We start from the raw sequence: 21,962 nt of genomic DNA, 5'->3' as shown, positions 1-21,962 counted from the left end.
CGCCATAGGGGAGTGGAGGGAAACCTGCCGGGCCTCGGGGGCGCCCGGAGCCGTACTGCTATCCAGGGGTGATCGTCAGGGTGAGGCGGCCGGCCGTCTTCGTCTTCACGGTGAGGACGCGCCTGCCGGCGTCCCAGGTGGCCTCGCCGATGGAGGCCTGCCCACCGTTGGGGAAGTCGCGTGCGGGCAGGTAGATCTCGGTCGGGCCGGTCTCGTTGGCGTCGAAGACCAAGGTCAGCGCGCGGGACTTCTCGTCGTAGGCCACGCTCACCGGCACCCCGCCGACCGCCCTGGGGTACGGCCTGGCCATCGCAGCGACCAGCGGCCCCGGCTTCCCCTTGTCGTCGTAGGGGCCCCAGGGGCCGGGGTCACGTGACCAGTACGCTCGGCCCATGTTCACCTGGTCGGTGAGCCCGAGAACCCGCTTGACCAGGTCGGAGGAGCCCGGCCGGGACATGTCCAGCCCGAACTCGCCCAGCACCACAGGGCCGCCCACGCGTTCGGCGGTGCGGAGGGTGTTGTCCCGCCACCAGCCCAGCGTGCGATCGGTCCACCGACGGGAACCGGCCGTGTAGTCATCGCCCAGGTCGAGCGGCAGCGGATAGAGGTGCGGGGCCAGGCCGATGCGCGGTTGGCCGTCGCGCGGGTCGTCGAAGTGCGGCAGGGCCGACGGCAAGCCCCAGTTGACGCCCACGGCCTGGGGCTCGAGGAAGATCCAGCTGTCGGGGTCGACCGACCTGATCTCCGCGATCGACCTGCGGTAGAGGGTCGCCAGCGGGCCGGTCTCGAACTGGGCGCCCTGGATCGAGCCGCCCCAGGGCTCGTTCATCAGGTCGTAGCCGATGACGGCGGGGTCGTCCTTGAACCTGGCAGCCACCGCCTTCCACGCCTTGGCGTAGTGGTCCATCAGTTCGGGGTGGTCACCTGTGGTGTTCCAGAAGTGGTCGAAGGCCCGTATGACGCCGGGTTCCAAGTAGTACATCTCCCAGGTGGGCTGGTCGGTGCTGACCGGGAGGCCGTCGAGGTGTGTGGCCCACCCGGGCGCGCCGTTGCCCGCCGCTTTACCAGGGGTGATGTCGCTGCCCCACAGGTCCTGGTGCATGTCCAGCATCACGTGGTAGCCACGCTTGGCGTACCAGGCGACGCGCTCAGCCACCTTGTCCAGATATTTCGTGTCATAGGTGCCTGGGGTGGGCTCGAGCGTGCGCCACTGGATCAGGAAGCGGACGAAGTTCGTCCCCATGTCCCGGTATTCACGATCGAGGTCCGCCTCGGTGAACGTCGGCAGGCCGTCAGGCGTGCTCTTGGCGCTGCTGGCCGTGTTGAAGCCGTGCAGGAACAGCGCCCTGCCCTGATCGTCCGTGACGAACCGGGCGACGGGCTTTGGGGTGGGTCTGGTCGCCGCGGCGACGCCGCCCCCGGCCAGGACGGCCAGTACGGCGACGGCCGTGATAAGCCGAGCACTCTTCATATGGACTCCGGTCACCGGGAACGGGGGTCTTCCGCCAGAATCGCGGTCGCGGCTAGCCTGCCGAACATGAGCATTAGTCGCAATAGCCTCCCCGCGATCGTCACGCTCGCGATCGTCCTTGCGTTTGGAGTGTGGGGGAGCGCGCTGGTCACCCGGGTGGGCTACCTGGCCGTGCCGTCCGCGCTCGGCCTGCCGTACGGGCTGCCGGGTCTGCGCGTGGTGCCGCTGGGAGAGACGACCTGGCTCGTCACGCTCGCCGACGGCGTCCTCGCCTTGGTGCTGGTCGTCATGGTGGCCCGGGCCCGGGGTGGCTTCTGGCGCACGTGGGGGGCGTTCGTGCTGGGGGCGGTGGTCGTGAACCTGTTGCGAGCGGTCGTGCTGTCCCAGGTCGCCTCGGCGAGCCTGGGGGCATACGCCGGACATCTTGTGGGCGGGCTGATCGCGGGCCTGCTATGGGGGATCGCGCTGGGCTGGCTCGCCGGGCTGGCCGCCCTCCCGCGTCGGCAGCGGGAGCGCGTCAGCTGACCGATCATCTCGGTTACGACAAGCATGATCCGGCCGGTCGTGGCGCGGGCAACTCGCGTAACGGCAGCCGGGCCAAGACCGTGCTCACCGATGTCGTGCCGGTGGAGATCAGCGTGCCGCGGGATCGCGACGGCAGCTTCGAGCCGAAGATCGTGCGCAAGCGGCAACGCCGGCTGTCCAGCGTGGACGAGATGGTTATCTTGCTGGCGCCAAGGGCCTGACCACCGGCGAGATCTCCGCGCATCTGGCCGAGGTCTACGGCGCCGAGGTGTCCAAGCAGACCATCTCCACCATCACCGACAAGGTCATCGACGGGATGGCCGAGTGGCAGAACCGGCCTCTCGATCCCGTCTATCCGGTGATCTTCATCGATGCGGTGCACGTCAAGCTGCGTGACGGGCAGGTCGCCAACCGGCCCATCTACCTGGCCATGGCGGTCACCGTCGACGGCGAGCGCGACATCCTGGGGTTGTGGGCCGGCGACGGCAGCGAGGGCGCCAAGTTCTGGCTGCATGTGCTCACCGAGATCAAAAACCGCGGCACCGGCGATGCGCTGACGGTGGTCTGCGACGGCCTCAAAGGGCTACCGCAGGCCATCCAGACCGTCTGGCCGCGGGCGGTCGTGCAGACCTGCGTGGTTCACCTGCTGCGCGCCTCGTTCCGCTACGCCGCCCGCCAGCACTGGGACGCCATCGCCAAGGCCCTGCGGCCGGTCTACACCGCGCCCACCGAATCGGCCGCACTCGAGCGGTTCATGGACTTCGCCGAGACCTGGGGCGGCAAGTATCCGGCGATCGTGAAGTTGTGGGAGGACGCGTGGGGCGAGTTCGTGCCGTTCAACGGCGCAACGATGACCACACCTCGACGCTCTCCTGACTCGCGCCCCGGCACCAAATCCCTTCGTCAGCAGGCTCTTAATTCGGAACGCTGGGCCCGGCGGGCGGCTGCCTCGGCTGCCGGGGGCCGGGTGCGGGCGGGAACGCCGGATTCGGGTTGACCCATGGGACTGGAGCAGGCGCCCAGGCGGGAACGGTCGGAGGTGCCTTCGGCTTCCGCCGTGAGAGGAGCGCGGTCAGCACGCCCGCCGTAATGGGCACGATCAGGACCGCTACCCAGTTCACCAGCATAAAGAGGGCTTGCCCACCGTCGGAGAAGTCAAGAGCATCGCCGGTGATCGCGGCAGGCCCGTAATCCCACCAGCCGTCCCCCCACCCCCAGAGGGGGCTGCACAGCAGCACCCCCACCCGCTCGGCGACCAGTGCTCCGAAGGCTGCGGCGATAGGTGCAGCGGGCCCTTTGGCCTTAGCGATCAGGAAAGCGAGAGCCATGGCCGCCCCGATGGGGATCGAGCTGATCACCCTGATGCCGGCGAACAGATGCTGGCCGAGCCCCACTCTGTCGGCCCCGTAGGCCACGGACGCAAGAGCGAACGCGACCACGGTGGTGATGGCGCCGCCGATGAAGAAGGCGGCGACCAAACGGCCAACCGGCCCGACGGCGAGGAAGGGGGAGAGGCAGGAGGCCACGGCTGGGACACCAGACCATTCAAAAGGGATATCGGCTCGATGGCAGCTTCGGCGTGCGAACGACACGAGTCTTTCCGCCGATCCACGCGTCCCAGCCCGACGACAAACAGTCCGTCAGTTTCTTCGTGTCTCCGTGATGTGGGTCTGTGCCGTGTGGATCTGGGAGTACTACCTGGAAAGTGGTTCTCCACTCGCCGAACGTGTCCCCAGTCGCACCGAGTAGGGCTTGATCGGGCTGTGGGGTCTTCGCTGAGGTGTCGGGATTAGACCTAATCCCGACAGCCCGCGAAGGCGTCGGAGCGCCATCACGACCTATGCGGTGCGGGAGCGGAGGTCGACCAGGGTGTGAGGTCGAGTTCCGGATACCGAAGCGCCATGCCGGTCAGTGTCTGCGGCGTCCAGTAGGTATGGCCTGGTGGGGGGAACCCGAAGGCTTGGAGTTGGCGAGGGGTAGCGCGGTGGACGAACGCGACCCATTCTCGTTCGAAGCCGCGCGCTGCCCAGCCGGCACGTTGTCCCCATGAGAGGCTGGACGGCCGGAAGCCCAGGTGCATGCTGTAGCGGGCGCCGCGAGGCGCTGTCAGTCGGGTGCCTCGGTGGAAGGTGCCGGCTTCGAAAGCGATGACGGTTCCTGCGGGCCCGGCACCGGAGACCTCGGCGCCGTACATCTCGGGGCTGCCGCTGTCATCGTTGAATCGCCAGTCGCTTTCCTGCCCCGGCCGCAGGAACCAGTTCGGGACGGCGGGGATGTCCGCGGTGTGCCTGCGTGAAAGGAGGTGCGGCGGCCCGAGCTCTTCGGGGACGTCGGACAGAAAGACGAACATCTCCAACTGCCGGCAGCCCGGAGCGGTGCTGGGCACTAGCAGGGTGTGGTTGAGGTAGTCGCGGTGCAGGTCCTGGTCGTAGTCGCAAGCACCGGTGTACTTCGCCCAGGCTTCGGCCGTGTAGAGGTGGATGCTGTTGTCATCTAGCAGTGCCTGGGCGAGCGCCAGGATGCGATGGTTCACCGCAAGCAGGCTGATCTCGGTGCTGGCGAACGGGAAGGTGTCGATCCCGGCGAACTCGTCGCCGATGAAGCGTTCGCGGCGCGGGTCGGTGCCGTCATGGAAGCCCTCGGCGGACGGAAAAAGCAGATCCAATTCGTTCACCGCCGCTCCCAACTCCTCGGCGGGGATGAACCCCGGGAGGATCACGAAGCCATCGGCCAGCCAGTCCCGCGCCGCGCTCTCAAGGTCCATCCATCCATGATCATCCACGCGGGCAACCAGCGGCAATCACTTTTCGCTCGCCCTGCCCTCAGCCCTGTTGGATCAGCCGAACCAAACGCCGCTACGGCGGCTGGGGACACGTTCGGGAGCGGAGGGCCGATCCGGGCCCCTGACCGCTACGCGTCCATGGGCTCGCGTGACGGAAGCAGGGCTCAGATCACTGCATGGGTGACGGTGCCGAAGACGGTGACGATCAGCGTGAGGTGGTTGGCGGATCCGTCCACCGGGGTTGGTCGCGTCCAGACAATGCCCTTGGTGCTCGGTCAATCCGCAGGTGCCCATCCCGGCCTCAGGCGAGGGTGCACAGAGGGATTCAATGAAGAGAGTGCGAGGAGCTCCCAGACAGAAGGGACCTGTCGTGTCGAACGATCCCATGGCGGCGGTGCTCCAATACGTTGCCGCCTTCAACCGCGGTGACGTGAAGGCGATGGCAGCGACCTGCGCTGACCCGATGCAGATCCTTGACGGTATGTCGCCGCATGTGTGGCAGGGGCCGACAGCCGGCGAGGATTGGTGGAGGGAGGTCCTTGCCGAGGCTGAGCACGTGGGGGCCTCCGGGTACCACATCATTCTCGATGAACCACGGCATGTCGACGTCACCGGCGAGTACGCATATGTCGTTGCTCCCGCGAGCATGACGTTCACCCTTCGAGGCGAGCAGGTCACCCAAACTGGCTCAGTCTTTACGGTGGCGCTTCGCAAGATCGGCGCGGAGTGGCGACTGACGGCCTGGGCGTGGGCGAAAGGCGGCCGGCCCGCTCTGCGGCGTACTGGTATCTGATCAGTACACAACGGAAACGGCCCGATTCCCGTGGACGTCAGGGGTGACGATGAGATTGAACACCTCTCGTGGCGAAAACTCACGGTCCCACGTGGTGGCACTGTCGAGCAGGAAGTCCAGGGCCGCGGCCAAGGTATGCGGTGGGGCTGTACGGCCGCGGGCATACAGAACGTGCCACGGCGAGGGTAGCGGCACCGGCAGGCTCCAGAGGGGATCGTCGTCGGTGGCGCCGTTGGCGGTCAGGAGACCGATGTCCTGCCACAGCGCCAGCAAATCGGCCATGGTCTCAACGGCGGGGTGGCCACAGGCTTGGGCGAACGCGGTGAAGCCGGCCCGCCAATGCTTGAGCTCTCGTTCGTCGTCGGTCAAGCGGCGGCGCAGGGCCCGCACGAGTGGGTGTTCGTCCAGATCAGGTGCCTGGCCGGGTCATCGATGGGTGGCCGCGGCGCGCAGCCATCCCGCAGACGGTCTTCAGCTACTCGGTCTCACGACATGAGAACGCTTCGGCCCTGGCGACCGGACATAGGCATTCGGCTCATGTGCGCTGCGTGCCGGAAGTTCTGGATGTCCAACTTCTGATCATTCGGTCAGGTAGTGACGTGATCTCTGGGCGTCCGGTCTGTCTGAAGGAGATGTCCCGCGAGGAGTTGATCGCTCTGGCGCGGGCGCTCGTGGCCGGGAACACCGGGCAGCGCGAGCGGGTGGAGAGGAGTCGGCACGTTCGTACAAGTGCTGCCGTGATCGGCCGGAGCATCCTGGGGACGGACGACGCGTTCCGATGAGAGGAGCACGATGCTCAATCTGTCGATCGTTCTGGAAGACAGCGCCCGCAACGCGCCGGACCGGACCGCCCTGGTCCTCGGTGACCTGCGCCTGTCGTACGCCGTGGTGGACTCCGTCGCCAACCAAGTGGCCAACCTGCTGGTAGCGCGGGGGCTCGGCAGGGGCGACAAGGTGGCGCTGCTCTGCCCGAACCTGCCCTACTTCCCGTTCGTCTACTTCGGCATTCTCAAGGCCGGGGCGACCGTGGTCCCGCTCAGCGTGCTGCTGCAGCCGCGTGAGATCATCTATCACCTGACCGACAGCGACGCCAAGGCACTCTTCTGCTTCGAGGGCACCGATGAGCTGCCCATGGGGGCGCGTGGGCGGGAGGGTTTCGACGGCACGCAGGGCTGTGAGCACTTCTTCGTCCTGCCCGCCACGCCGCTGGCCACCGAGTCGGAGTACGGCGAGTCGTTCTGGGCAGCGCTGGACGGGATGCCCGGGGAATTCGAGACGGTACGAACCGGGCCGGAGGACATCGCGGCCATCCTCTACACCTCCGGCACCACCGGCCGGCCCAAGGGCGCCGAGCTCACTCACGCGAACCTGCTGATCAACGCCATGGTCAGCGACCAGATGTTCCCCGCCGATCCCGAGGGTGACGTCTCGCTCGCCGTACTGCCTCTCTTCCACTCCTTCGGCCAGACCTCGGTCATGAACGTGAGCCTGCGCCGCCGCGCCACCCTGGTGCTCCTGCCGCGCTTCGAGCCCGGCCAGGCGCTGGAGCTCATGCGCAGGGAGAAGGTGACCATGTTCGCCGGGGTGCCCACCATGTACTGGGCGATGCTGTCGAAGATTCACGCGGACGAGGCCGAGGTGCCCCCGACGCTACAGGTGGCGGTGTCGGGGGCGGCCGCCTGCCCGGTCGAGGTGCTCAAGGATTTCGAGGCCACGTTCGGCATCGCGATCCTGGAGGGTTACGGCCTGTCGGAGACGTCGCCCGCGGCCTGCTTCAACCAGCCCAGCCGACCCACCAAGCCCGGCACCATCGGCTTCCCCCTCTGGGGGGTGGAGATGCGACTGGTGGACAGCGACTGGAACACCATCCAGGGCGAGGGGCCTGGCGAGATCGCCATCCGCGGTCACAACGTCATGAAGGGCTACCACGGGCGGCCTGAGGAAACCGCAGAGGTCCTGCGAGACGGGTGGTTCCGCACCGGCGACATCGCCACCCGCGACCAGGACGGCTACTACGCCATCGTCGACCGCACCAAGGACATGATCATCCGGGGTGGGTTCAACGTCTACCCACGCGAGGTGGAGGAGGTGCTGATGACACATCCGGCGGTCTCGCTGGTGGCGGTGGTCGGCGTGCCGCACGGCTCGTACGGGGAGGAGGTCAAGGCGTACGTCGTCCCGTCGACCGGAGCGATGGCGAGTGAGAGCGAGCTCGTCGCCTGGTGCCGGGAGAACATGGCGGCCTACAAGTACCCGCGGACCATCGAGTTCCGTGAGAGCCTGCCGATGACCGCGACCGGCAAAATTCTCAAGCGTGAACTGCGCTAGGGACGCGCCGGAATCAGGGTAACCAGTCGATCGCGGTGGCGAGCTCGGAGGGCGCGTTGCCGAAGGTGCGCCGGAAGGCCCGGGTGAAGTGCGGGCCGTCGGTGAACCCCGCCGTGTGCGCGGCCGCCGTCAGCGTCTCCCCGGCGGCCACCTGGTCGATGGCCCGCCGCAGGCGCAGCCACCCCACGTACGGCCGTAGCGGGATCCCCACGTGCGCGCTGAACAGGTGCGCGAGCCGGCTCGGCGACAGGTGGACCGCGTCCGCGACCGCCCGCAGCCTTACTCGTCCTCCTGCCAGGAGCGCGGGAATGACGGAGATCGCCGCCTCCACCGCCGGGTGCGGCAGGACGCCGCTGGTGCCGCCGGCGCCGACGAGGCCGCTCCACGCCTCGACGGCACGCAGCGCGCTCGCAGCCTCGGCCGAGCGCGCGTGACCGACCGGCGGCTCGGTGAACATGAGCGGCCGCGTTCCCACGCGGCTCGCCGGCTGCGAGCTCCCGGGGGCGATCGGCAGAGGGCCGTGACCGGTCCGCGCGGCGGACGGCGACCAGGACGAAGCCCCCGGCCCGGTGCCGGAGCGCGCGAGCAGGGACCGGCCCGGCAGACTGCGCGGATCCAGGTGGGCGAGCAGGGCGTCGCGAGCGCCGGTCAGCACCGTGTGGCCGGTGTCGGGCGGGATGACGGCGATGCTCGTGGTCAGCCGCTCGCCGTGGGCATCGGCCATGGTGAAGGGCTCGGTGGCGACGATGAGCTGGATCGCGTGATGCGCATGCAGGTCGTTGCCGCCGACCGTGCCGCCGTACAGCATGAGACCGGGCCGAAGGAGACACCAGCCGCGCCAGGTATGCGACATCACTCCGCCCTTCTTCCCAAGGGTCAGCCGACTGCGCCCGGCCGCCGCCGTACCCGCGCCGACTACGAGCTCGATCTTCCCCTACAGCTGTCAGGCGTCGAGGAAATCGTCAACCACGCGCCGGGTCTCGGCAAGGGACTCTTCCCCTCCGGCCTGCTCGACGTGCTTGGCACGGTTCCACTCTTTGAACGTCAAGCCGTGGTCCGTCGACGAGGCACGGACGTTCCTGAAGTCGGCGCGCAACCGCGAAGACCTGATGTACCCGGCCTACGACCTGGTCCTCGTCCTCGGCCTCCGACTCGGCGAAGCGCTCGGCCTGCGCTGGGACGACGTCGACCTCGACCAGGCCGAGATGACGATCGGCTGAGCCAGGGCAGGCTGCACAGCTGGACCAGCATGCCCAGCCGATCAACTGGCCCCCGACCACTGGGACTCACGAACGCCACGTCAGCCGCCGTCGGCGTGAGATACCTGATCAGCTCATCGCCGGTGATCTCCGGGTACGAGCGCAGCTGCTCCAGCTGCTCCTCGGAGAACATCTTCTCGGACAACGCACCACCTCTACCTGCCGTACCGGATGAAACCGGAACGAACGTAACGGCAGTGAGCATCACCTTCCACGGGCGATCAAGCGCCTACGTTTATGCAGGTCAGAGGCTACTTCGTTGGAAATTTCTTCATTGCTACCGGAACCCCGCCAAGGGCGGGGCCACGGTTCGCCTCCGCCCCCATTAGCAAGATCGCTTGCTTCCCAGATGTCGGAGTGCTGCGACGCACCCCTAACGACCTCGAGGCGCTCTCCGCACGCTCGGCCCTTCTTGGGCAGGGCTGCGTTCGGTCAACTTGGCCTACGTGAAAGAAGAGATCATCGTCCTCTGACCTGCTGAAAGGTCCTCCAACCCGAGATAACTGAACCGGCGGCGAAGCCGCTGCGCGTGAGGTGGACGACAAGTTGGTGCCATCAGCGTGGCGCAAGGCGGTGTACGCCAACCCCGATCTGGCGCAGGGCGCGGTGGACCGGGACGCATACGTGGTGTGCGTGCTGGAGCAGTTGCACCGGGCCCTGGACAACCGTGACATGTTCGCCTCGCCCTCGCACCGCTGGTCCAACCCGCGTGCCCGTCTGCTGGACGGGCCGGACTGGGAGGTGGAGGAGGACGTGCTGGCCGGGCTGAACCTGGACATGCCCGTCACCGAGTACCTGGCGGAGCTGGTGCGCGGTCTGGATGCCGGGTGGAAGCAGCCCGCCGAGCGCCTGGAGGAAGCCGGGCCGGCGGCGAAGGTGTCCATCGAGGTACAGGACGACGGGCGGGTGAAGCTGAACGTCGACAAGCTCGGCGCGCTCGGCGAGCCGAAGTCGCTGACCTGGCTGCGCAAGCGGGTCGAGAAGATGCTCCCGAAGATCGACCTACCGGATCTGTTGTTCGCGGTGAACGCCTGGACCGGCTTCCTCGACGCCTTCGTGCACCTCGGGGACGAGCGGACATGGGTGAGGGCGGGCGGCTGCCGGCGGCGGGGGAGCACCCGCTGATTTCCGGGACTCCAGAAAATGGCGGCGCGCACACCGCCGCCGACCACGCGCACTCGAGGGCGGCGGTCCGCCGCGTTCCGGACATGGCTGGCGGGTCGCTGCTGCGCTGGCCGTCACCCAGACCATCCGCTATGGCGTGCTCTACTACGCCTTCTCCTCTTCCTCGCGTCCATGGCCGGCGACCTGCACGCCACGCCCGCGCAGATCGCCGCGGCGCTCACCTTGTCCATCCTGATCGCCGCGCTGTGCGCGCCGCTGGTCGGTCGCCTGCTGGACGCCCGCGGCGGGCGCGTCCTGATGACCGCCGGGTCGCTGCTGGGCACCGCGGCGGTGCTGGGCTGGTCGCGGGTGGAGAGCCTGCCGCAGCTGTACGCGGTGTTCGCGCTCGTCGGCGTCGCCTGCTCCCCGCTGCTGTACGAGGCGGCGTTCGCGGTCATCGTCTCCCTCTACGCCGGCAACGAGCGCGGCCGGGCGAACGGGCTGCTGGCCCTGACCATCGTGGCCGGGTTCGCCTCCTCGATCTTCCTGCCGCTGACCGGCCTGCTGGTGGACCGGTACGGCTGGCGTACGGCACCAGTGATCCTGGCCTTGATCTACGGCCTGGCGGCGATCCCGCTGCACGCCTTCGTGCCGCGCCGCGCCCGTACAGCGAGGAAGCAGGCGTCGGCCGCGGCGCAGGAGCGGGCCGCCATCGTCAAGGCGGCCACCCGCGCTCGGCCGTTCTGGTTGCTGGTGATCGCCTTCACCGCCAGCGGCGGCGCGGTCGTCACCGTGGCGGTCCTGCTCATCACCTACCTGATCCACCTGGGCCATCCGCCGGTGCTGGCCGCCACGTTGGCCGGGCTGCTGGGCGTGCTGTCTGCAGACCGGGCGGCTGATCACCGCCGGTCTGCAGACGCGGCTGCCCGCCTCCCTCATCGCCGCCGCCATCTTCGCCGTGCAAGGCGTGGCCGCTCTGCTGCCGCTGATCGGACGCAGCGTGGCGGGCGCGATCGGCGCGGTGCTGCTGTTCGGGCTGGGCTTCGGCATCGCCTCGATCACCCTGCCGCACCTGCTGGTCGGCCGCTACGGCACCGCCGCCTACGCGAGCCTGGCCGGCCGCATCGCGGTCTTCTCGGTCGCCGACAAGGCGCTGGCCCCGCTCGGCGCCCTCGCCCAGGCCGCGGGTTACGGGTGAGTGATGGGCGCGGTGGCCGCCGCCTGCGCGATGGTCGCGTTCGCGCTGGTGGTCTACCACCGCCTATAATTTCGACAGACTTCTAATCAGGAGGGGTTTGTCATGACCGTCCCCACCGGCCAGTGCTGCGCCCCGATCGCCCGCGAACCGCTGGCCGAGGATGCCGCCGCCGAGCTCGCCGTGATGCTCAAGGCGGTCGCCGACCCGGTCCGGCTGCGGCTGCTGTCGATGATCGGCTCTCACGCCGGCGGCGAGGCGTGCGTGTGCGACCTGACCGACGCCTTCGACCTGACCGCGCCCACCATCTCTCACCACCTCAAGGTGCTGCGCACGGCCGGGCTGATCGACGGTGAGCGGCGCGGCACCTGGGTCTACTACCGCATCATCCCCGAGGCGGTGAACCGGCTCGGCGCCCTGTTCACCCCCCTCACCGATCCCGCTCCCGGGTCCGGCCCCCAGCCTGCGGCCGGACGCACTGAACTGGAGCTGCTGCCCGCATGACGGCCGGTCCCCGGCCCGTTGACGTCTTGGTGATCGGCGGCGGGCAGGCGGGCCTGGCCACCGGCTACTACCTGCGCCGCGCGAAGGCCGACTTCGTCATCCTCGACGCCCAGGACGCCGCCGGCGGCGCATGGCGGCACGCCTGGGACAGCCTGCGCCTGTTCTCCCCGGCCCAGTACAGCTCGCTGCCCGGCCGCATGATGCCCATCCCGCCCGGCGGCGGCTACCCGAGCGCCGCCGAGGTCGTCACCTACCTGACCGACTACGAACACCGCTACCAGTTGCCGGTGCTGCGCCCGGTGACCGTGCACGCCGTGCGGCGCGGTGACGGGCACCTCCTGGTCGAGACCGGCCAGGGCGTCTGGCAGGCCAAGGTCGTGGTGAGTGCGACCGGCACCTGGTGGCGCCGCTACATCCCCTACCATCCGGGCCTGCGCGACTTCGGTGGCGAGCACCTGCACACCGCCGGTTACCGCGGCCCTGAGCCGTTGCGGGGCAAGCGCGTGGTCATCGTCGGCGGCGGCAACTCCGCCGCCCAGCTGCTGGCCGAGCTGTCCACCGTCGCCGAGGTCACCTGGGTGACCCAGCGACCACCACGCCTGCTGCCCGACGACATCGACGGACGCGCCCTGTTCGATCTGGCCACCCGCCGCCACCGCGCCGCCCAGGCGAGTGAGCAGGCCGAGGGCATCGCGAACCTGGGCGACATCGTCGCCGTCCCACCAGTGCGCGAGGCCCGCGACCGCGGCGTGCTCAAGGCTGAACCCATGTTCACCCGCATCACCCCGCACGGCGTCGCCTGGGCCGACGGCAGCACCCTGGCCTGCGACGTGATCCTGTGGTGCACCGGCTTCCGGCCCGCCCTGAGCCACCTCGCACCCCTGGGCCTGCGCGGCCCGGACGGCCTCATCCCCACCCACGGCACCCAGGCGGTCGGCGAAGCGCGCCTGCACCTGCTCGGCTACGGCGACTGGACCGGGCCCGCCTCGGCCACGTTGATCGGCGCGGGCCGCACGGCCCGGCAGATGGTCGCCGAGATCGTCGCCCAGCGGTAGACGCGCTCCTGAACCTCGGTCTGATCTCTCGCTCGCACGCGGACAGGACGGTCGCCGCGAAGGTCAGGTGTGACGGGCCATCCTGACCGCCGAGATCAGCAGGACGGCGGCGAGGACGGGAACGAGGACGATATCGGGGATCACACCGAGCAGCAGGCCGCCGAGGAGAGCACCGGCGATGGAGCCGGCGACCATGATGAGAGTGAAGCGCAGGTTGGCGCGCAGGACGGCGAAGCTGCCGTCCCGGCTGTAGCGGGCGAACGCGACCAGCATGGTGGGCAGCGACACCACCAGCGAGAGACTGCCCGCCGCCTTGATGTCAACGCCGTACAGCAACACGATCGCCGGAATCAGCAGCTCGCCGCCGGCCACGCCCATGATGGCCGCCACCACCCCGATGCCGAACCCGGCCACGACGCCGGTCACCGCCAGCGCTGCGCCGGACAGGGCGAGCGATCCCACGGCCGTGGTGTGGGTGAGCACGAGAGCGCCGGCCATGAGCACCATCAGAGCCGCGAGGACCCTGTAGAGGGTGGCGGTCCGCATCCGAACCGCCCACGAGGCTCCTGCCCAAGCCCCCAGCAGACTGCCGGCCAGCAAGTTGACCGCGACCGTCCAATGCGCGGCCAGCTCGGCGAGGGGGACGGTGGCAAGCCGGGCCGGCAGCGCCACCAGCACCACGACCAGGCTCATCGCCTTGTTCAAGATGACCGCCGACAGCGCGGCGAAACCGAACAGGCCGATCAGCAGCGGCAGCCGGAACTCGGCGCCGCCCAGGCCGATCATCCCTCCTAACGCGCCTATCGCTGCGCCGGAGGTGAAGGCCAGCGGCAGCGAGCGCGTCAACGGCGCGGGCAGAGTGCTGTTGTCCGGGGCCATACCATCATGCTCCTTGCCCGGCTCGCTGCCCGCCGTGTCCCGGCGTGATCGGGCCCTGGTGTCCGCTCATTCACCCTAAGCCACGTGGCCGACCTCCGGTCGGCCACGGAGGATGATTCGATATTCGTCTATCTTGACGTCCATCTAAACAGTGTGAGATCGTGGCGCTGCTTAGACATCCATCTAACTCTTCGAGTGGCGGCCTACTGCCGTTCACCCGGCGAAGGAGACCACGATGACGAACCAGAGCAGCGGCGGCTTCACCGGCGACTTGGCGGAGGCGTTCACCCCGCCTGCCGCCGGCGGCTGTTGCGGGGCCCCCGCCACCAGCGCCACCAGCGTGAGCGAGGCGGATCAGGCGGCCACGAGCTGCTGTGGCAGCCCCGCCGTGGCCCAGGAGGCCGCCCAGTCCGGATGCTGCGGCCAGGCCCCGGCCCCCGCCGCCACCCAGGCCACGGACGCCACGGCCACCGGCTGCTGCGGATGATCCCCGCGCTCCCAGGCGTGGACCAGCCCGCAGCAGCTCTGTCGGCCCTGGTGAAAGCGGTGTCGGCGGAGCGGATGCAGGCCACGGTGCGCGAGCTGGCCGGTGACCGCTACGCCGGGCGACGCGTGGGAACGCCCGGCGGCCAGGCCGCCGCCACCTGGCTCGCCGAGTGCCTCGGCGAGCTGGGCGCCGAAACAGAGCTGTCCGGCTTCGACGTGGCCGGCGTACGCGAGCTGTACGCCTCGCCCGTCCTCGAATGGAGCACCGGCGGGCAGGCGCAGCGCCTGCAGCACCGCCGCGACTTCGTCGAACACCTCGCCTCCGCCGACCTGGCGCACCCGCACTCCGCCCCGCTGGCCGCAGCTTCCGAGACCGACCTGCACGGCCGGTGGGTGCTGGCCGGGGCCGCGGACTGGGGGCGAGCGTGCGAGCTTGCCGAGGCCCACGGTGCCGTAGGCGTGCTGACCGTGCGCGGCACCGACGCCGAGGGCTGGATGCCCAAGATGATCGCCGGGCCACCCGCCCGGCAGGTGCCCGTCATCGCCCTGAGCACCGAGGTGCACGCCCGCCTGGCCGAAGCCCTGGCCAGCGGCCCGGTCCAGGTGACCGCCTCGATGCCGCTGCGGCAGATCACCACTCGCGGCCACAACATCCACGCCCGCTTCCCCCACCCTGCGCAGGGAGATGCGAGCCGGGTACGGGTGCTGCTGAGCGCGCACTACGACGGCGTCGGCGACGACCCCGACCGCCGCCTGCCCGCAGCCGCGGACAACGCCTCCGGAGTGGCGGCGGTCCTGGAGGCCGCCCGCGTGCTGACCGCCGCTCCGCCGCCCGGGACACTGGAGCTGATGGTGGCCTTCCTGGACGCGGAGGAGGCGGGCGCATGGGGCTCGGCCCACCACGCCCCCACCCTGCCGCCGGACACGCTCGTGATCAACCTCGACGGTGCCGCGCACCTGCACCAGGCCGCCGCCGTCGAGGCGGGCGGACCCGCCCACGCCCTGCTCGCCACCCTCGACCAGGCCGCCCGCCTGACCGGCGTGCCCTTGCGGGCGGGCGCCATGGCCTCCGACAACCGCCGCTACGCCGCCGCCGGGCTGGCCGCGATCGGCATCGGCATGGGCATGCCCGGCTACCAGACCCCCGCCGAAACGCCCGACCGCGTCCAGGCGGACACCCTGGTGGCAGCGGCTCGGTTGCTGGTGGCCGCCGTGTGGCTCCTGGCGCCCCATATCGCCTCGGCCCTCTGACGGGCGTGCGCGGCGTCATGGTGTGAGCGGGATCGTCATGGACGTGCGTCGGCCTCCGGCGACGTGGCGGACGCCTCCACCGGCGATCCGAGCATCGGCTGCGGGCCGGACGAGGGCTGGACGAACGGGGGCGTCGTCGCTGACGGCGTCCCGACAGGCGGCTCTGCGGGCTCGCCCTCTACGGGACGGGTCAACTGGCGGCGCGCCAGCGTGATGGCGGCGTACAGGCCGGCCGCGGCGGAGGCCACCTGCAAGAGGCCAGTGAGCAGGTCGAGAATCTGCATGACGTTCTTTCTCATGAAGGCGAGCACGCCGTCAGGCGGCCCGCAGAGCGTACGGGAACTGCTCCCCAGCACAGCGGCAACCGAGGGTGACCAGCCAGATCAGGGGCCAGGCGCAGACCGAAGTGACGCCAGGGCCGATCGTCCGGGGCCGCCCCGGCGGGCCGGCCCCGCATCGGCGGCCATTCGGGGCCATTCGGGGCCAGGGGCGTCCACGCTGTGATCCCCGCGTGAACGTCGGTGCCGCCGACGAGGTCAAGGAGCGTACGCTCGTGAAAGATGCCGCATCGGCCGGCACCTTGGCCAAGCAGGACGGGCTGCTGGCCGATCCCGAACAGGTGCAGACCCTTCAGCAGCTCGCTCAAGCACTGAGCCTGCTGCTGGCCGGCTCGGGACTGTCGATGCGGCAGGTGGCCCGCCGCACCAAGCACGACCCCGTGCCGGTGGCACGCGAGACCGGCGGCAAGATGCTGCGCGGCCAACGCCTGGCCAGCAAGGCCGTCACCCTGGCACTGGTGACCCACCTGGGCGTTCCGGCACCAGATCTCGCGGCCTGGGAACGCGCCTGACAGCGGACCTTCCTGGACAAGGGCGGAGTACGCACCGCGCCACCGCGGGGTCAGATGGCCGAGCTGCGCGAGCTCGTCACCGAGCTTCGCGAGACCGTTCAGGCTCAGCAGGACAAGCTGAGCCTGTTGAGCGACCAGTTGGCCGACCTTCAACGCTCCCGGGCCGGTGCCCGTCCTCCTCCGGCGAATGCGGCGAGGTTGCCGCAGCTGTCGCTGACGCTCCAGATGCAGATGGAACAGGCCACAGCGCAGGTGGCGCGGCAAACCGTCGCCGAGCTGGCGGCTGACCTGGTGCGCCGCCATCCGAAGCTGGAGATGGATCTGCTGCTTGTGATGCAGCAGGCGGTCGCCCCGACGGGGCGTGAGGTGGTCCGCGAGATCGCCCGAGGCATCGCCTGACGTATCCATCAGACGGCGCGGGACCGGACGCCACACGCCGCCCTGACGTGATGCGGCTACAGCTGCGTGATCAGCTTCTCGATCCGGGCGCGAATGTCGTCACGGATCTTGCGGACGGCATCGATGCCCTGCCCGGCAGGGTCGTCGAGCTTCCAGTCCTCATACCGCTTGCCCGGGAAGATCGGGCAGGCGTCCCCGCAGCCCATGGTGATGACCACGTCGCTGGCCTCGACCGCGTCGACGGTGAGGACCTTGGGCTGGGCGGCGGTGATGTCGATGCCCACCTCGCGCATCGCCTCGATGGCGATGGGGTTGACCTGATCGGCGGGGGCCGATCCGGCGGAGCGGACCTCGACGCGGCCCGCGGCCAGGTGGGTGAGCCAGCCGGCGGCCATCTGGGAGCGTCCGGCGTTGTGCACGCAGACGAACAGGACGGACGACTTACCGGTGGTGGTCTCGTGGGCGTTCTCAGGCACGGGTGGGCTCCTTGGCGGTGAACAGGCGGCGGCCGGCGAGGCTGACGTAGACGAGGGCGACCAGGACGGGGACCTCGATGAGCGGGCCGACCACGCCGGCCAGGGCCTGGCCGGAGGTGACGCCGAAGACGCCGACCGCGACCGCGATGGCCAGCTCGAAGTTGTTGCCGGCGGCGGTGAAGGCGAGCGTGGTCGTCTTGTCATACGGCAGGCCGATCGTCTTGCCGACCGCGAAGCCGCCGCCCCACATGAGAGCGAAGTAGGCCAGCAGCGGCAGCGCGATGCGGGCCACGTCGCCGGGCTGGGAGGTGATGGTGTGGCCTTGCAGGGCGAACAGGATGACGATGGTGAACAGCAGCCCGTACAGGGCGATCGGGCCGACGCGCGGCAGGAAGCACTGCTCATACCAGGTACGGCCGCGGGCGCGTTCGCCGAGCCGGCGTGAGGCGTAGCCCGCGAGCAGCGGGATGCCGAGGAAGACGAGCACGTAGAAGGCGATGTGCCAGGCGGAGACGTCAAGCGCGGCCTGCGGCAGACCGAGCCAGCCGGGCAGCACCTGCAGGTAGAACCAGCCCAGGGCGCCGAAGGCTACCACTTGGAAGATGGAGTTGAGCGCGACCAGGACGGCGGCCGCTTCCCGGTTGCCGCAGGCCAGGTCGTTCCAGATGAGCACCATGGCGATGCACCGGGCCAGCCCGACGATGATCAGCCCGGTGCGGTACTCGGGCAGGTCGGGCAGGAAGATCCAGGCCAGGGCGAACATCAGTGCCGGGCCGAGGACCCAGTTGAGCAGCAGTGAGGAGATCAGCAGGCGGCGGTCGCCGGTGACGGTGCCGAGCCGGTCGTAGCGAACCTTGGCCAGCACCGGGTACATCATCAGCAGCAGGCCGAGCGCGATCGGCAGCGAGATCTCGCCGATCTTGACGGCGTCCAGCGCGGTGTCCAGGCCGGGCACCAGACGGCCGAGCAGCAGCCCGGCACCCATCGCGGCGATGATCCACACGGGCAGGAACCGGTCCAGCACCGACAGGGCGCCGATCACGCCGGCTGGCGGCGCGGTGGCTTGTGCGGATTGGGCCGACATCACCGCGACACCGCCGCTGCAGTGGCCGTCAGGCTGGCGGGCCCGTCGGCGGGCCTGCTGGTGGGCAGGGTTAGCAGCGCCGACAGCTCGCCCAGCGTCTCGGGCACCAGGCGGTAGTACACCCAGGAGGCGCGCCGTTCGGAGGTCAGCAGGCCGACCTCCTTGAGCACCTTGAGGTGGTGGCTGATGGTCGGCTGGGACAGCTCGAAGGCGTCGGTGATGTCGCACACGCACACCTCGCCGCCTGCGCGGCTGGCCACGATGGACAGGATGCGCAACCGTACGGGGTCGCCGAGCGCCTTGAACACGCGCGCCACCCCGGCCGCCTGCTCGGCGTCCAGCGGTTCGCGGGTCAGCGGCGGGCTGCACTCCAAGATCTCCAGCAGTTCCATCCACTGCCCTTCGGATAGACATCCATCGAAATAGGTGAACGTCTATATTGACATGCGTCTCTGCCTGCTGGGTACGTGAGCCTGCTCTCAGCCGGCCGGGACGCCGATGTCGGCCAGCAGGGCGCGGACCCGGCGTTCGATGTCGTCACGGATCGGGCGGATCTGCTCGATCGTCTTGCCGTCCGGGTCGTCCAGGTCCCAGTCCAGGTAGCGCTTGCCCGGAGAGACCGGGCAGGCATCACCGCAGCCCATGGTGACCACCACGTCGGCGGCCTGGACGATCTCGCTGGTCCACGGCTCGGGGAACTCGCCGGTGATGTCGATGCCGCGCTCGTGCATCACCTCCACGACGGCCGGGTTGATCAGCTCGCCGGGCTCGGTGCCGCCGGACCAGCCGAGGGCGCGCCTCCCGGCCAGGCGGGTGAAGAAGCCGAGCGCCATCTGCGAGCGGCCTGCGTTGTGCACGCACAGGAACAGCACGATCGGCGCGTCGCTGGAGTCCTTGCCCTCGATGCGGGCCAGCGCGCGCAGGCGCTGGCGGGCGAACCGCTTCGGCCAGTAGCGGCAGGTAGTTGGCGATGACGGCGCGGCCGGCGAACTGCTCGTAGCTGGTGTGCAGGAACCGCTCGATGGTCTCGGTGCCGAAGGTGCCGACGAACTCGGTGGCGAGGGTACGGGCTGCGGTGAGCAGGACGTGCTGCTGATCGACGGTCAGATCAGCGTGGCGGCAGGTGCTGTCCATGAAGGGCTCCGACGGCGCTCATATCGACGGCTGTCGATTTCGACAGGAATCGACAGCCGTCGATGTCGCGTGGGTGAACGCCGGGCCAGCAGCAACCCTCGCGGTCTCTCAGGTGCCGACCTCTCAGGCGCCGACCGCAGCGCTGCGGCGTTCAATCAGCATCACGTCACGCCAGACGCCGCGGTGGCACCCCATGCGCTCGCGCGTGCCCACCACCCGGAAACCGAGCGCCTGGTGCAGGGACAAGCTGGCGGCATTTTCGGGGAAGACGCCCGACTGGATCGTCCACACGCCGGCGTCCTCGCACGCGGTGATGAACGCCGACAGCAACGCGCGGCCGATACCGTGGGCCTGGCAGCCCGGATGGACGTAGACGCTGTGCTCGACCACGCCCGCATACACCGGACGGGACGACACCGCCGAAGCCGCCACCCAGCCGAGCACCTCGCCGGAGTCACCATCCACGGCGACGTACCGCAGGTGCGGCAACCGGCTCGCGGTGAAGCCCTCCCAACTGGGAGCGGTGGTCTCGAAGCTGGCCTGGCCGGTGTTCAACCCGGCCTGGTGGATCGCCAGCACCTCGGCGGCATCGCTTTCGCGCATCGGCCGGATCTCCAGGCCGGGCCCGATGGCGGGTTTGACGGCCTGGACGATGGCCGAGTGCACCCCGTCGCCGTGATCGGCGGTCAACGTGATGGCGATCTGGACGAAGCCTGCCGCGGCCAGCAGGTCCCGATACTCCTGCACGGTGAGCGATCCGGCCGCGCAGCCGATGCGCTGCTCGGCCCGCTGCCGCGCCTGCTCGTCGAGCGCCTGCGTGGTGACGACGTCGCTGACGCCGAACCGGCCGCCGGGCCGCAGCACCCGAAACGCCTCGGCCAGCACGGTCGCCTTGTCATCGGACAGGTTGATCACGCAGTTGGAGAAGACCACGTCGACCGCGTGGCCGGGCAGCGGGATCGCCTCGATCGTGCCGTTCAGGAACCGCACGTTGGACGTGCCTGCCTGCTCGGCGTTGCGCCGGGCCAGCTCCACCATGGCCGGGCTGGCGTCCAGGCCGAAGACGGTGCCGTGCGGGCCGACGCGGAGGGCCGACAGCAGCACGTCGATGCCGCCACCGGAGCCGAGGTCGAGCACCGTCTCCCCGGCGCGCAGCTCGGCGACGGCGACCGGGTTGCCGCATCCCAAGCTGGCCCGGACGGCCCCGTCAGGAAGCACCGCGGTGTCGTCGTAGCCGGCCGGGCCGAAGCCGCCGTCGGTGAAGGCGGTGGGGTCGCAGTCGGTGATGCGCTGCCCGGTGAGCGCGGTGCGGGCCAGGGCGGAGTAGTGGTCGACGATCTTGTCGTGGGCCATGAGATCTCCTCAGTCGCAGACCGGCGTGGCCGGCACGGGGTTGCCCATCACCACGTCCGCGGCAGTGGGGAAGCAGCTCACGCAGTTCTCGTTGATCCGGTACAGGCTGGAGGTGCCCTGCTTCTCGACGAGCACGAACCGCACTTCGGCCAGGATCTTCAGGTGGTGCGAGACGGTGGACTGACCGACGCCGGAGGCGGTCACGATCTCGCCCACGCTCATCGGTGCGCGTCGCCGGGCCAACAGCGACACGAGTTGGATGCGGGTGGCGTCGGCCAGGGCCTTGAACCAGCTCGCGTACTCTTCGGCCTCCGCGCGCGGCAAGGGGTCCGTGTTCTCATTCATCGTCTATCGACGATATTCGATTAATTAGGAATGCGGAAGCCAGGGGCGGTGCACGACTCCGGCACGTTATCCGGTACATCGCCGAGACCGGTGCAGCGGCCGCCGCCCCGCGGTCGGCGGTCGGCATGAGCGCCGCGCCGAAGGTCACCGCCCTTCGCGGTGGAGACGTCAGCCTCGCCGCGGCCGCCGACGCCTTCCTGGCCACCCCGCGCACTGCCAACCCCAACACCCACCGCGCCTACGCCTCGGCCATCGACCGCGTTACTACTCTGCTCGGCCGCGACCGGCCGCTCACCGAAGTCACCGACACCGAGATCGGCTCCGCGCTCACCGAACTGTGGGGCCGATGCGCGCCGGCGACCTGGAACCGCAACCGCGCCGCCGTCACTTCCTGGCTGACCTGGTGCCAGACCAAGAAACACAATGGTTCCGGCGACGCCGAACGCCGCAACGAGAACGCCGACGAGATCCGTGCGGTCGCCAAGACCACGATCCAGCGGCTGCTGTCCCGCCGGGATATCCCGCTGCGCGAGCGAACGCTCTGGCGGATGCTCTACGAAAAGGCGGCCCGGGCCGCGGAGATCCTGGCGCTGAATGTCGAGGACCTTGACCTAGACGAGTAAGTCCTACGCCGGGTCAGTGGTCGTAGGCGATCAGCGATCGTGTGATGGGTTGGCCGGTGGCGCGGT

Annotated in this window: 25 protein-coding genes and 3 pseudogenes; 14 read left to right on the top strand and 14 right to left on the bottom strand. The window is 69.6% G+C overall.

What is annotated here, in order from left to right:
• Positions 1-58: 58 nt before the first annotated feature.
• On the bottom strand, positions 59-1,471 hold the full coding sequence (locus CXR44_RS38380; protein ID WP_101791079.1) for a cellulase family glycosylhydrolase: 1,413 nt from the start codon (positions 1,469-1,471) through the stop codon (positions 59-61).
• 66 nt (positions 1,472-1,537) lie between these two features.
• On the opposite strand from CXR44_RS38380, the gene CXR44_RS38375 reads away from it, so the two are divergent.
• Positions 1,538-1,996, top strand: coding sequence for a hypothetical protein (locus CXR44_RS38375; RefSeq protein ID WP_144070245.1), 459 nt, complete (start codon positions 1,538-1,540; stop codon positions 1,994-1,996).
• Positions 1,996-2,834, top strand: a pseudogene (locus CXR44_RS38370) (IS256 family transposase); the annotation flags it as partial. The gene CXR44_RS38375 and the pseudogene CXR44_RS38370, both read left to right, overlap by 1 nt.
• Positions 2,835-3,827: 993 nt before the next feature.
• On the opposite strand, the gene CXR44_RS38360 reads toward CXR44_RS38370, so the two are convergent.
• Positions 3,828-4,760, bottom strand: coding sequence for a phytanoyl-CoA dioxygenase family protein (locus tag CXR44_RS38360; protein WP_101791076.1), 933 nt, complete (start codon positions 4,758-4,760; stop codon positions 3,828-3,830).
• A 388-nt stretch (positions 4,761-5,148) separates the two neighbouring features.
• On the opposite strand from CXR44_RS38360, the gene CXR44_RS38355 reads away from it, so the two are divergent.
• Positions 5,149-5,571, top strand: a complete 423-nt coding sequence (locus CXR44_RS38355; protein ID WP_219602266.1) for a YybH family protein — start codon at positions 5,149-5,151, stop codon at positions 5,569-5,571.
• Here CXR44_RS38355 and CXR44_RS38350 read toward each other — a convergent pair whose 3' ends face one another.
• On the bottom strand, positions 5,572-5,940 hold the full coding sequence (locus CXR44_RS38350) for a DUF6042 family protein (RefSeq protein WP_144070244.1): 369 nt from the start codon (positions 5,938-5,940) through the stop codon (positions 5,572-5,574).
• 423 nt (positions 5,941-6,363) lie between these two features.
• On the opposite strand from CXR44_RS38350, the gene CXR44_RS38340 reads away from it, so the two are divergent.
• A complete protein-coding gene (locus CXR44_RS38340) occupies positions 6,364-7,899 on the top strand; it encodes a long-chain-fatty-acid--CoA ligase (RefSeq protein WP_101791072.1) in 1,536 nt (511 codons plus the stop codon).
• Positions 7,900-7,912: 13 nt separating this feature from the next.
• Here CXR44_RS38340 and CXR44_RS38335 read toward each other — a convergent pair whose 3' ends face one another.
• Entirely contained in the window at positions 7,913-8,752 is an 840-nt protein-coding gene (locus CXR44_RS38335; RefSeq protein ID WP_101791071.1) for a helix-turn-helix transcriptional regulator, read from the bottom strand.
• A gap of 184 nt (positions 8,753-8,936) precedes the next feature.
• Between CXR44_RS38335 and CXR44_RS41495 the strand changes: the two genes are divergently transcribed.
• Positions 8,937-9,119 carry a site-specific integrase gene (locus CXR44_RS41495; RefSeq protein ID WP_180903903.1) on the top strand — a complete coding sequence of 61 codons (183 nt, stop codon included), beginning with the start codon at positions 8,937-8,939 and terminating at the stop codon, positions 9,117-9,119.
• 49 nt (positions 9,120-9,168) lie between these two features.
• Here CXR44_RS41495 and CXR44_RS41490 read toward each other — a convergent pair.
• Positions 9,169-9,291 (bottom strand): annotated as a pseudogene (locus tag CXR44_RS41490) (hypothetical protein); the annotation flags it as partial.
• Between the two features lie 413 nt (positions 9,292-9,704).
• Between CXR44_RS41490 and CXR44_RS38315 the strand changes: the two are divergent.
• From CXR44_RS38315 to CXR44_RS38300, 4 genes are all read left to right on the top strand, one after another.
• Positions 9,705-10,283 carry a hypothetical protein gene (locus CXR44_RS38315; RefSeq protein WP_219602263.1) on the top strand — a complete coding sequence of 193 codons (579 nt, stop codon included), beginning with the start codon at positions 9,705-9,707 and terminating at the stop codon, positions 10,281-10,283.
• Positions 10,284-10,454: 171 nt separating this feature from the next.
• Positions 10,455-11,546 carry an MFS transporter gene (locus CXR44_RS38310; RefSeq protein ID WP_245899941.1) on the top strand — a complete coding sequence of 364 codons (1,092 nt, stop codon included), beginning with the start codon at positions 10,455-10,457 and terminating at the stop codon, positions 11,544-11,546.
• Between the two features lie 16 nt (positions 11,547-11,562).
• Positions 11,563-11,961, top strand: a complete 399-nt coding sequence (locus CXR44_RS38305; RefSeq protein WP_101791070.1) for an ArsR/SmtB family transcription factor — start codon at positions 11,563-11,565, stop codon at positions 11,959-11,961.
• On the top strand, positions 11,958-13,016 hold the full coding sequence (locus tag CXR44_RS38300) for an ArsO family NAD(P)H-dependent flavin-containing monooxygenase (RefSeq protein WP_101791069.1): 1,059 nt from the start codon (positions 11,958-11,960) through the stop codon (positions 13,014-13,016). The genes CXR44_RS38305 and CXR44_RS38300 overlap by 4 nt, the downstream gene beginning before the upstream one ends.
• A gap of 63 nt (positions 13,017-13,079) precedes the next feature.
• Here the strand turns inward: CXR44_RS38300 and CXR44_RS38295 are convergent, their stop codons facing one another.
• A complete protein-coding gene (locus tag CXR44_RS38295; protein ID WP_101791068.1) occupies positions 13,080-13,895 on the bottom strand; it encodes a sulfite exporter TauE/SafE family protein in 816 nt (271 codons plus the stop codon).
• Positions 13,896-14,130: 235 nt separating this feature from the next.
• Between CXR44_RS38295 and CXR44_RS39940 the strand changes: the two genes are divergently transcribed.
• Positions 14,131-14,382 carry a hypothetical protein gene (locus tag CXR44_RS39940; protein ID WP_180903900.1) on the top strand — a complete coding sequence of 84 codons (252 nt, stop codon included), beginning with the start codon at positions 14,131-14,133 and terminating at the stop codon, positions 14,380-14,382.
• On the top strand, positions 14,379-15,632 hold the full coding sequence (locus tag CXR44_RS38290; protein WP_101791067.1) for a M28 family metallopeptidase: 1,254 nt from the start codon (positions 14,379-14,381) through the stop codon (positions 15,630-15,632). The genes CXR44_RS39940 and CXR44_RS38290 overlap by 4 nt, the downstream gene beginning before the upstream one ends.
• Before the next feature lie 35 nt (positions 15,633-15,667).
• Here CXR44_RS38290 and CXR44_RS38285 read toward each other — a convergent pair whose 3' ends face one another.
• On the bottom strand, positions 15,668-15,943 hold the full coding sequence (locus CXR44_RS38285) for a hypothetical protein (protein ID WP_101791066.1): 276 nt from the start codon (positions 15,941-15,943) through the stop codon (positions 15,668-15,670).
• A gap of 200 nt (positions 15,944-16,143) precedes the next feature.
• Between CXR44_RS38285 and CXR44_RS38280 the strand changes: the two genes are divergently transcribed.
• Positions 16,144-16,482, top strand: a complete 339-nt coding sequence (locus tag CXR44_RS38280; protein WP_101791065.1) for a hypothetical protein — start codon at positions 16,144-16,146, stop codon at positions 16,480-16,482.
• Positions 16,483-16,536: 54 nt separating this feature from the next.
• A complete protein-coding gene (locus CXR44_RS38275) occupies positions 16,537-16,881 on the top strand; it encodes a hypothetical protein (protein ID WP_101791064.1) in 345 nt (114 codons plus the stop codon).
• A gap of 56 nt (positions 16,882-16,937) precedes the next feature.
• On the opposite strand, the gene CXR44_RS38270 is transcribed toward CXR44_RS38275, so the two are convergent.
• The 7 genes and pseudogenes from CXR44_RS38270 to CXR44_RS38240 form a co-directional block, all read right to left on the bottom strand.
• Positions 16,938-17,357, bottom strand: a complete 420-nt coding sequence (locus CXR44_RS38270) for an arsenate reductase ArsC (RefSeq protein WP_281260324.1) — start codon at positions 17,355-17,357, stop codon at positions 16,938-16,940.
• Positions 17,350-18,441 carry an ACR3 family arsenite efflux transporter gene (gene arsB / locus CXR44_RS38265; RefSeq protein WP_101791063.1) on the bottom strand — a complete coding sequence of 364 codons (1,092 nt, stop codon included), beginning with the start codon at positions 18,439-18,441 and terminating at the stop codon, positions 17,350-17,352. Before arsB ends, CXR44_RS38270 begins: the two co-directional genes overlap by 8 nt.
• Positions 18,441-18,833 (bottom strand): ArsR/SmtB family transcription factor, encoded by a 393-nt coding sequence (locus tag CXR44_RS38260; RefSeq protein ID WP_101791062.1) that lies wholly within the window; start codon positions 18,831-18,833, stop codon positions 18,441-18,443. Before CXR44_RS38260 ends, arsB begins: the two co-directional genes overlap by 1 nt.
• Positions 18,834-18,920: 87 nt before the next feature.
• Entirely contained in the window at positions 18,921-19,298 is a 378-nt protein-coding gene (locus CXR44_RS38255; protein WP_342748641.1) for an arsenate reductase ArsC, read from the bottom strand.
• A 145-nt stretch (positions 19,299-19,443) separates the two neighbouring features.
• Positions 19,444-19,575: pseudogene (locus CXR44_RS42055) on the bottom strand (arsenate reductase ArsC); the annotation flags it as partial.
• Positions 19,576-19,698: 123 nt separating this feature from the next.
• Positions 19,699-20,928, bottom strand: a complete 1,230-nt coding sequence (locus CXR44_RS40440) for a GNAT family N-acetyltransferase (protein ID WP_219602262.1) — start codon at positions 20,926-20,928, stop codon at positions 19,699-19,701.
• 9 nt (positions 20,929-20,937) lie between these two features.
• Entirely contained in the window at positions 20,938-21,273 is a 336-nt protein-coding gene (locus tag CXR44_RS38240; RefSeq protein ID WP_101791061.1) for an ArsR/SmtB family transcription factor, read from the bottom strand.
• Between the two features lie 125 nt (positions 21,274-21,398).
• On the opposite strand from CXR44_RS38240, the gene CXR44_RS38235 reads away from it, so the two are divergent.
• Entirely contained in the window at positions 21,399-21,896 is a 498-nt protein-coding gene (locus tag CXR44_RS38235; RefSeq protein ID WP_245899939.1) for a site-specific integrase, read from the top strand.
• Positions 21,897-21,962: the final 66 nt, after the last annotated feature.

Origin of the sequence: Nonomuraea indica (assembly GCF_002850745.1) — a bacterium.
Taxonomy (GTDB): domain Bacteria; phylum Actinomycetota; class Actinomycetes; order Streptosporangiales; family Streptosporangiaceae; genus Nonomuraea; species Nonomuraea indica.
Note: the sequence above shows the minus strand (reverse complement) of the source record. Positions and strands in the feature narration are given on the sequence as shown.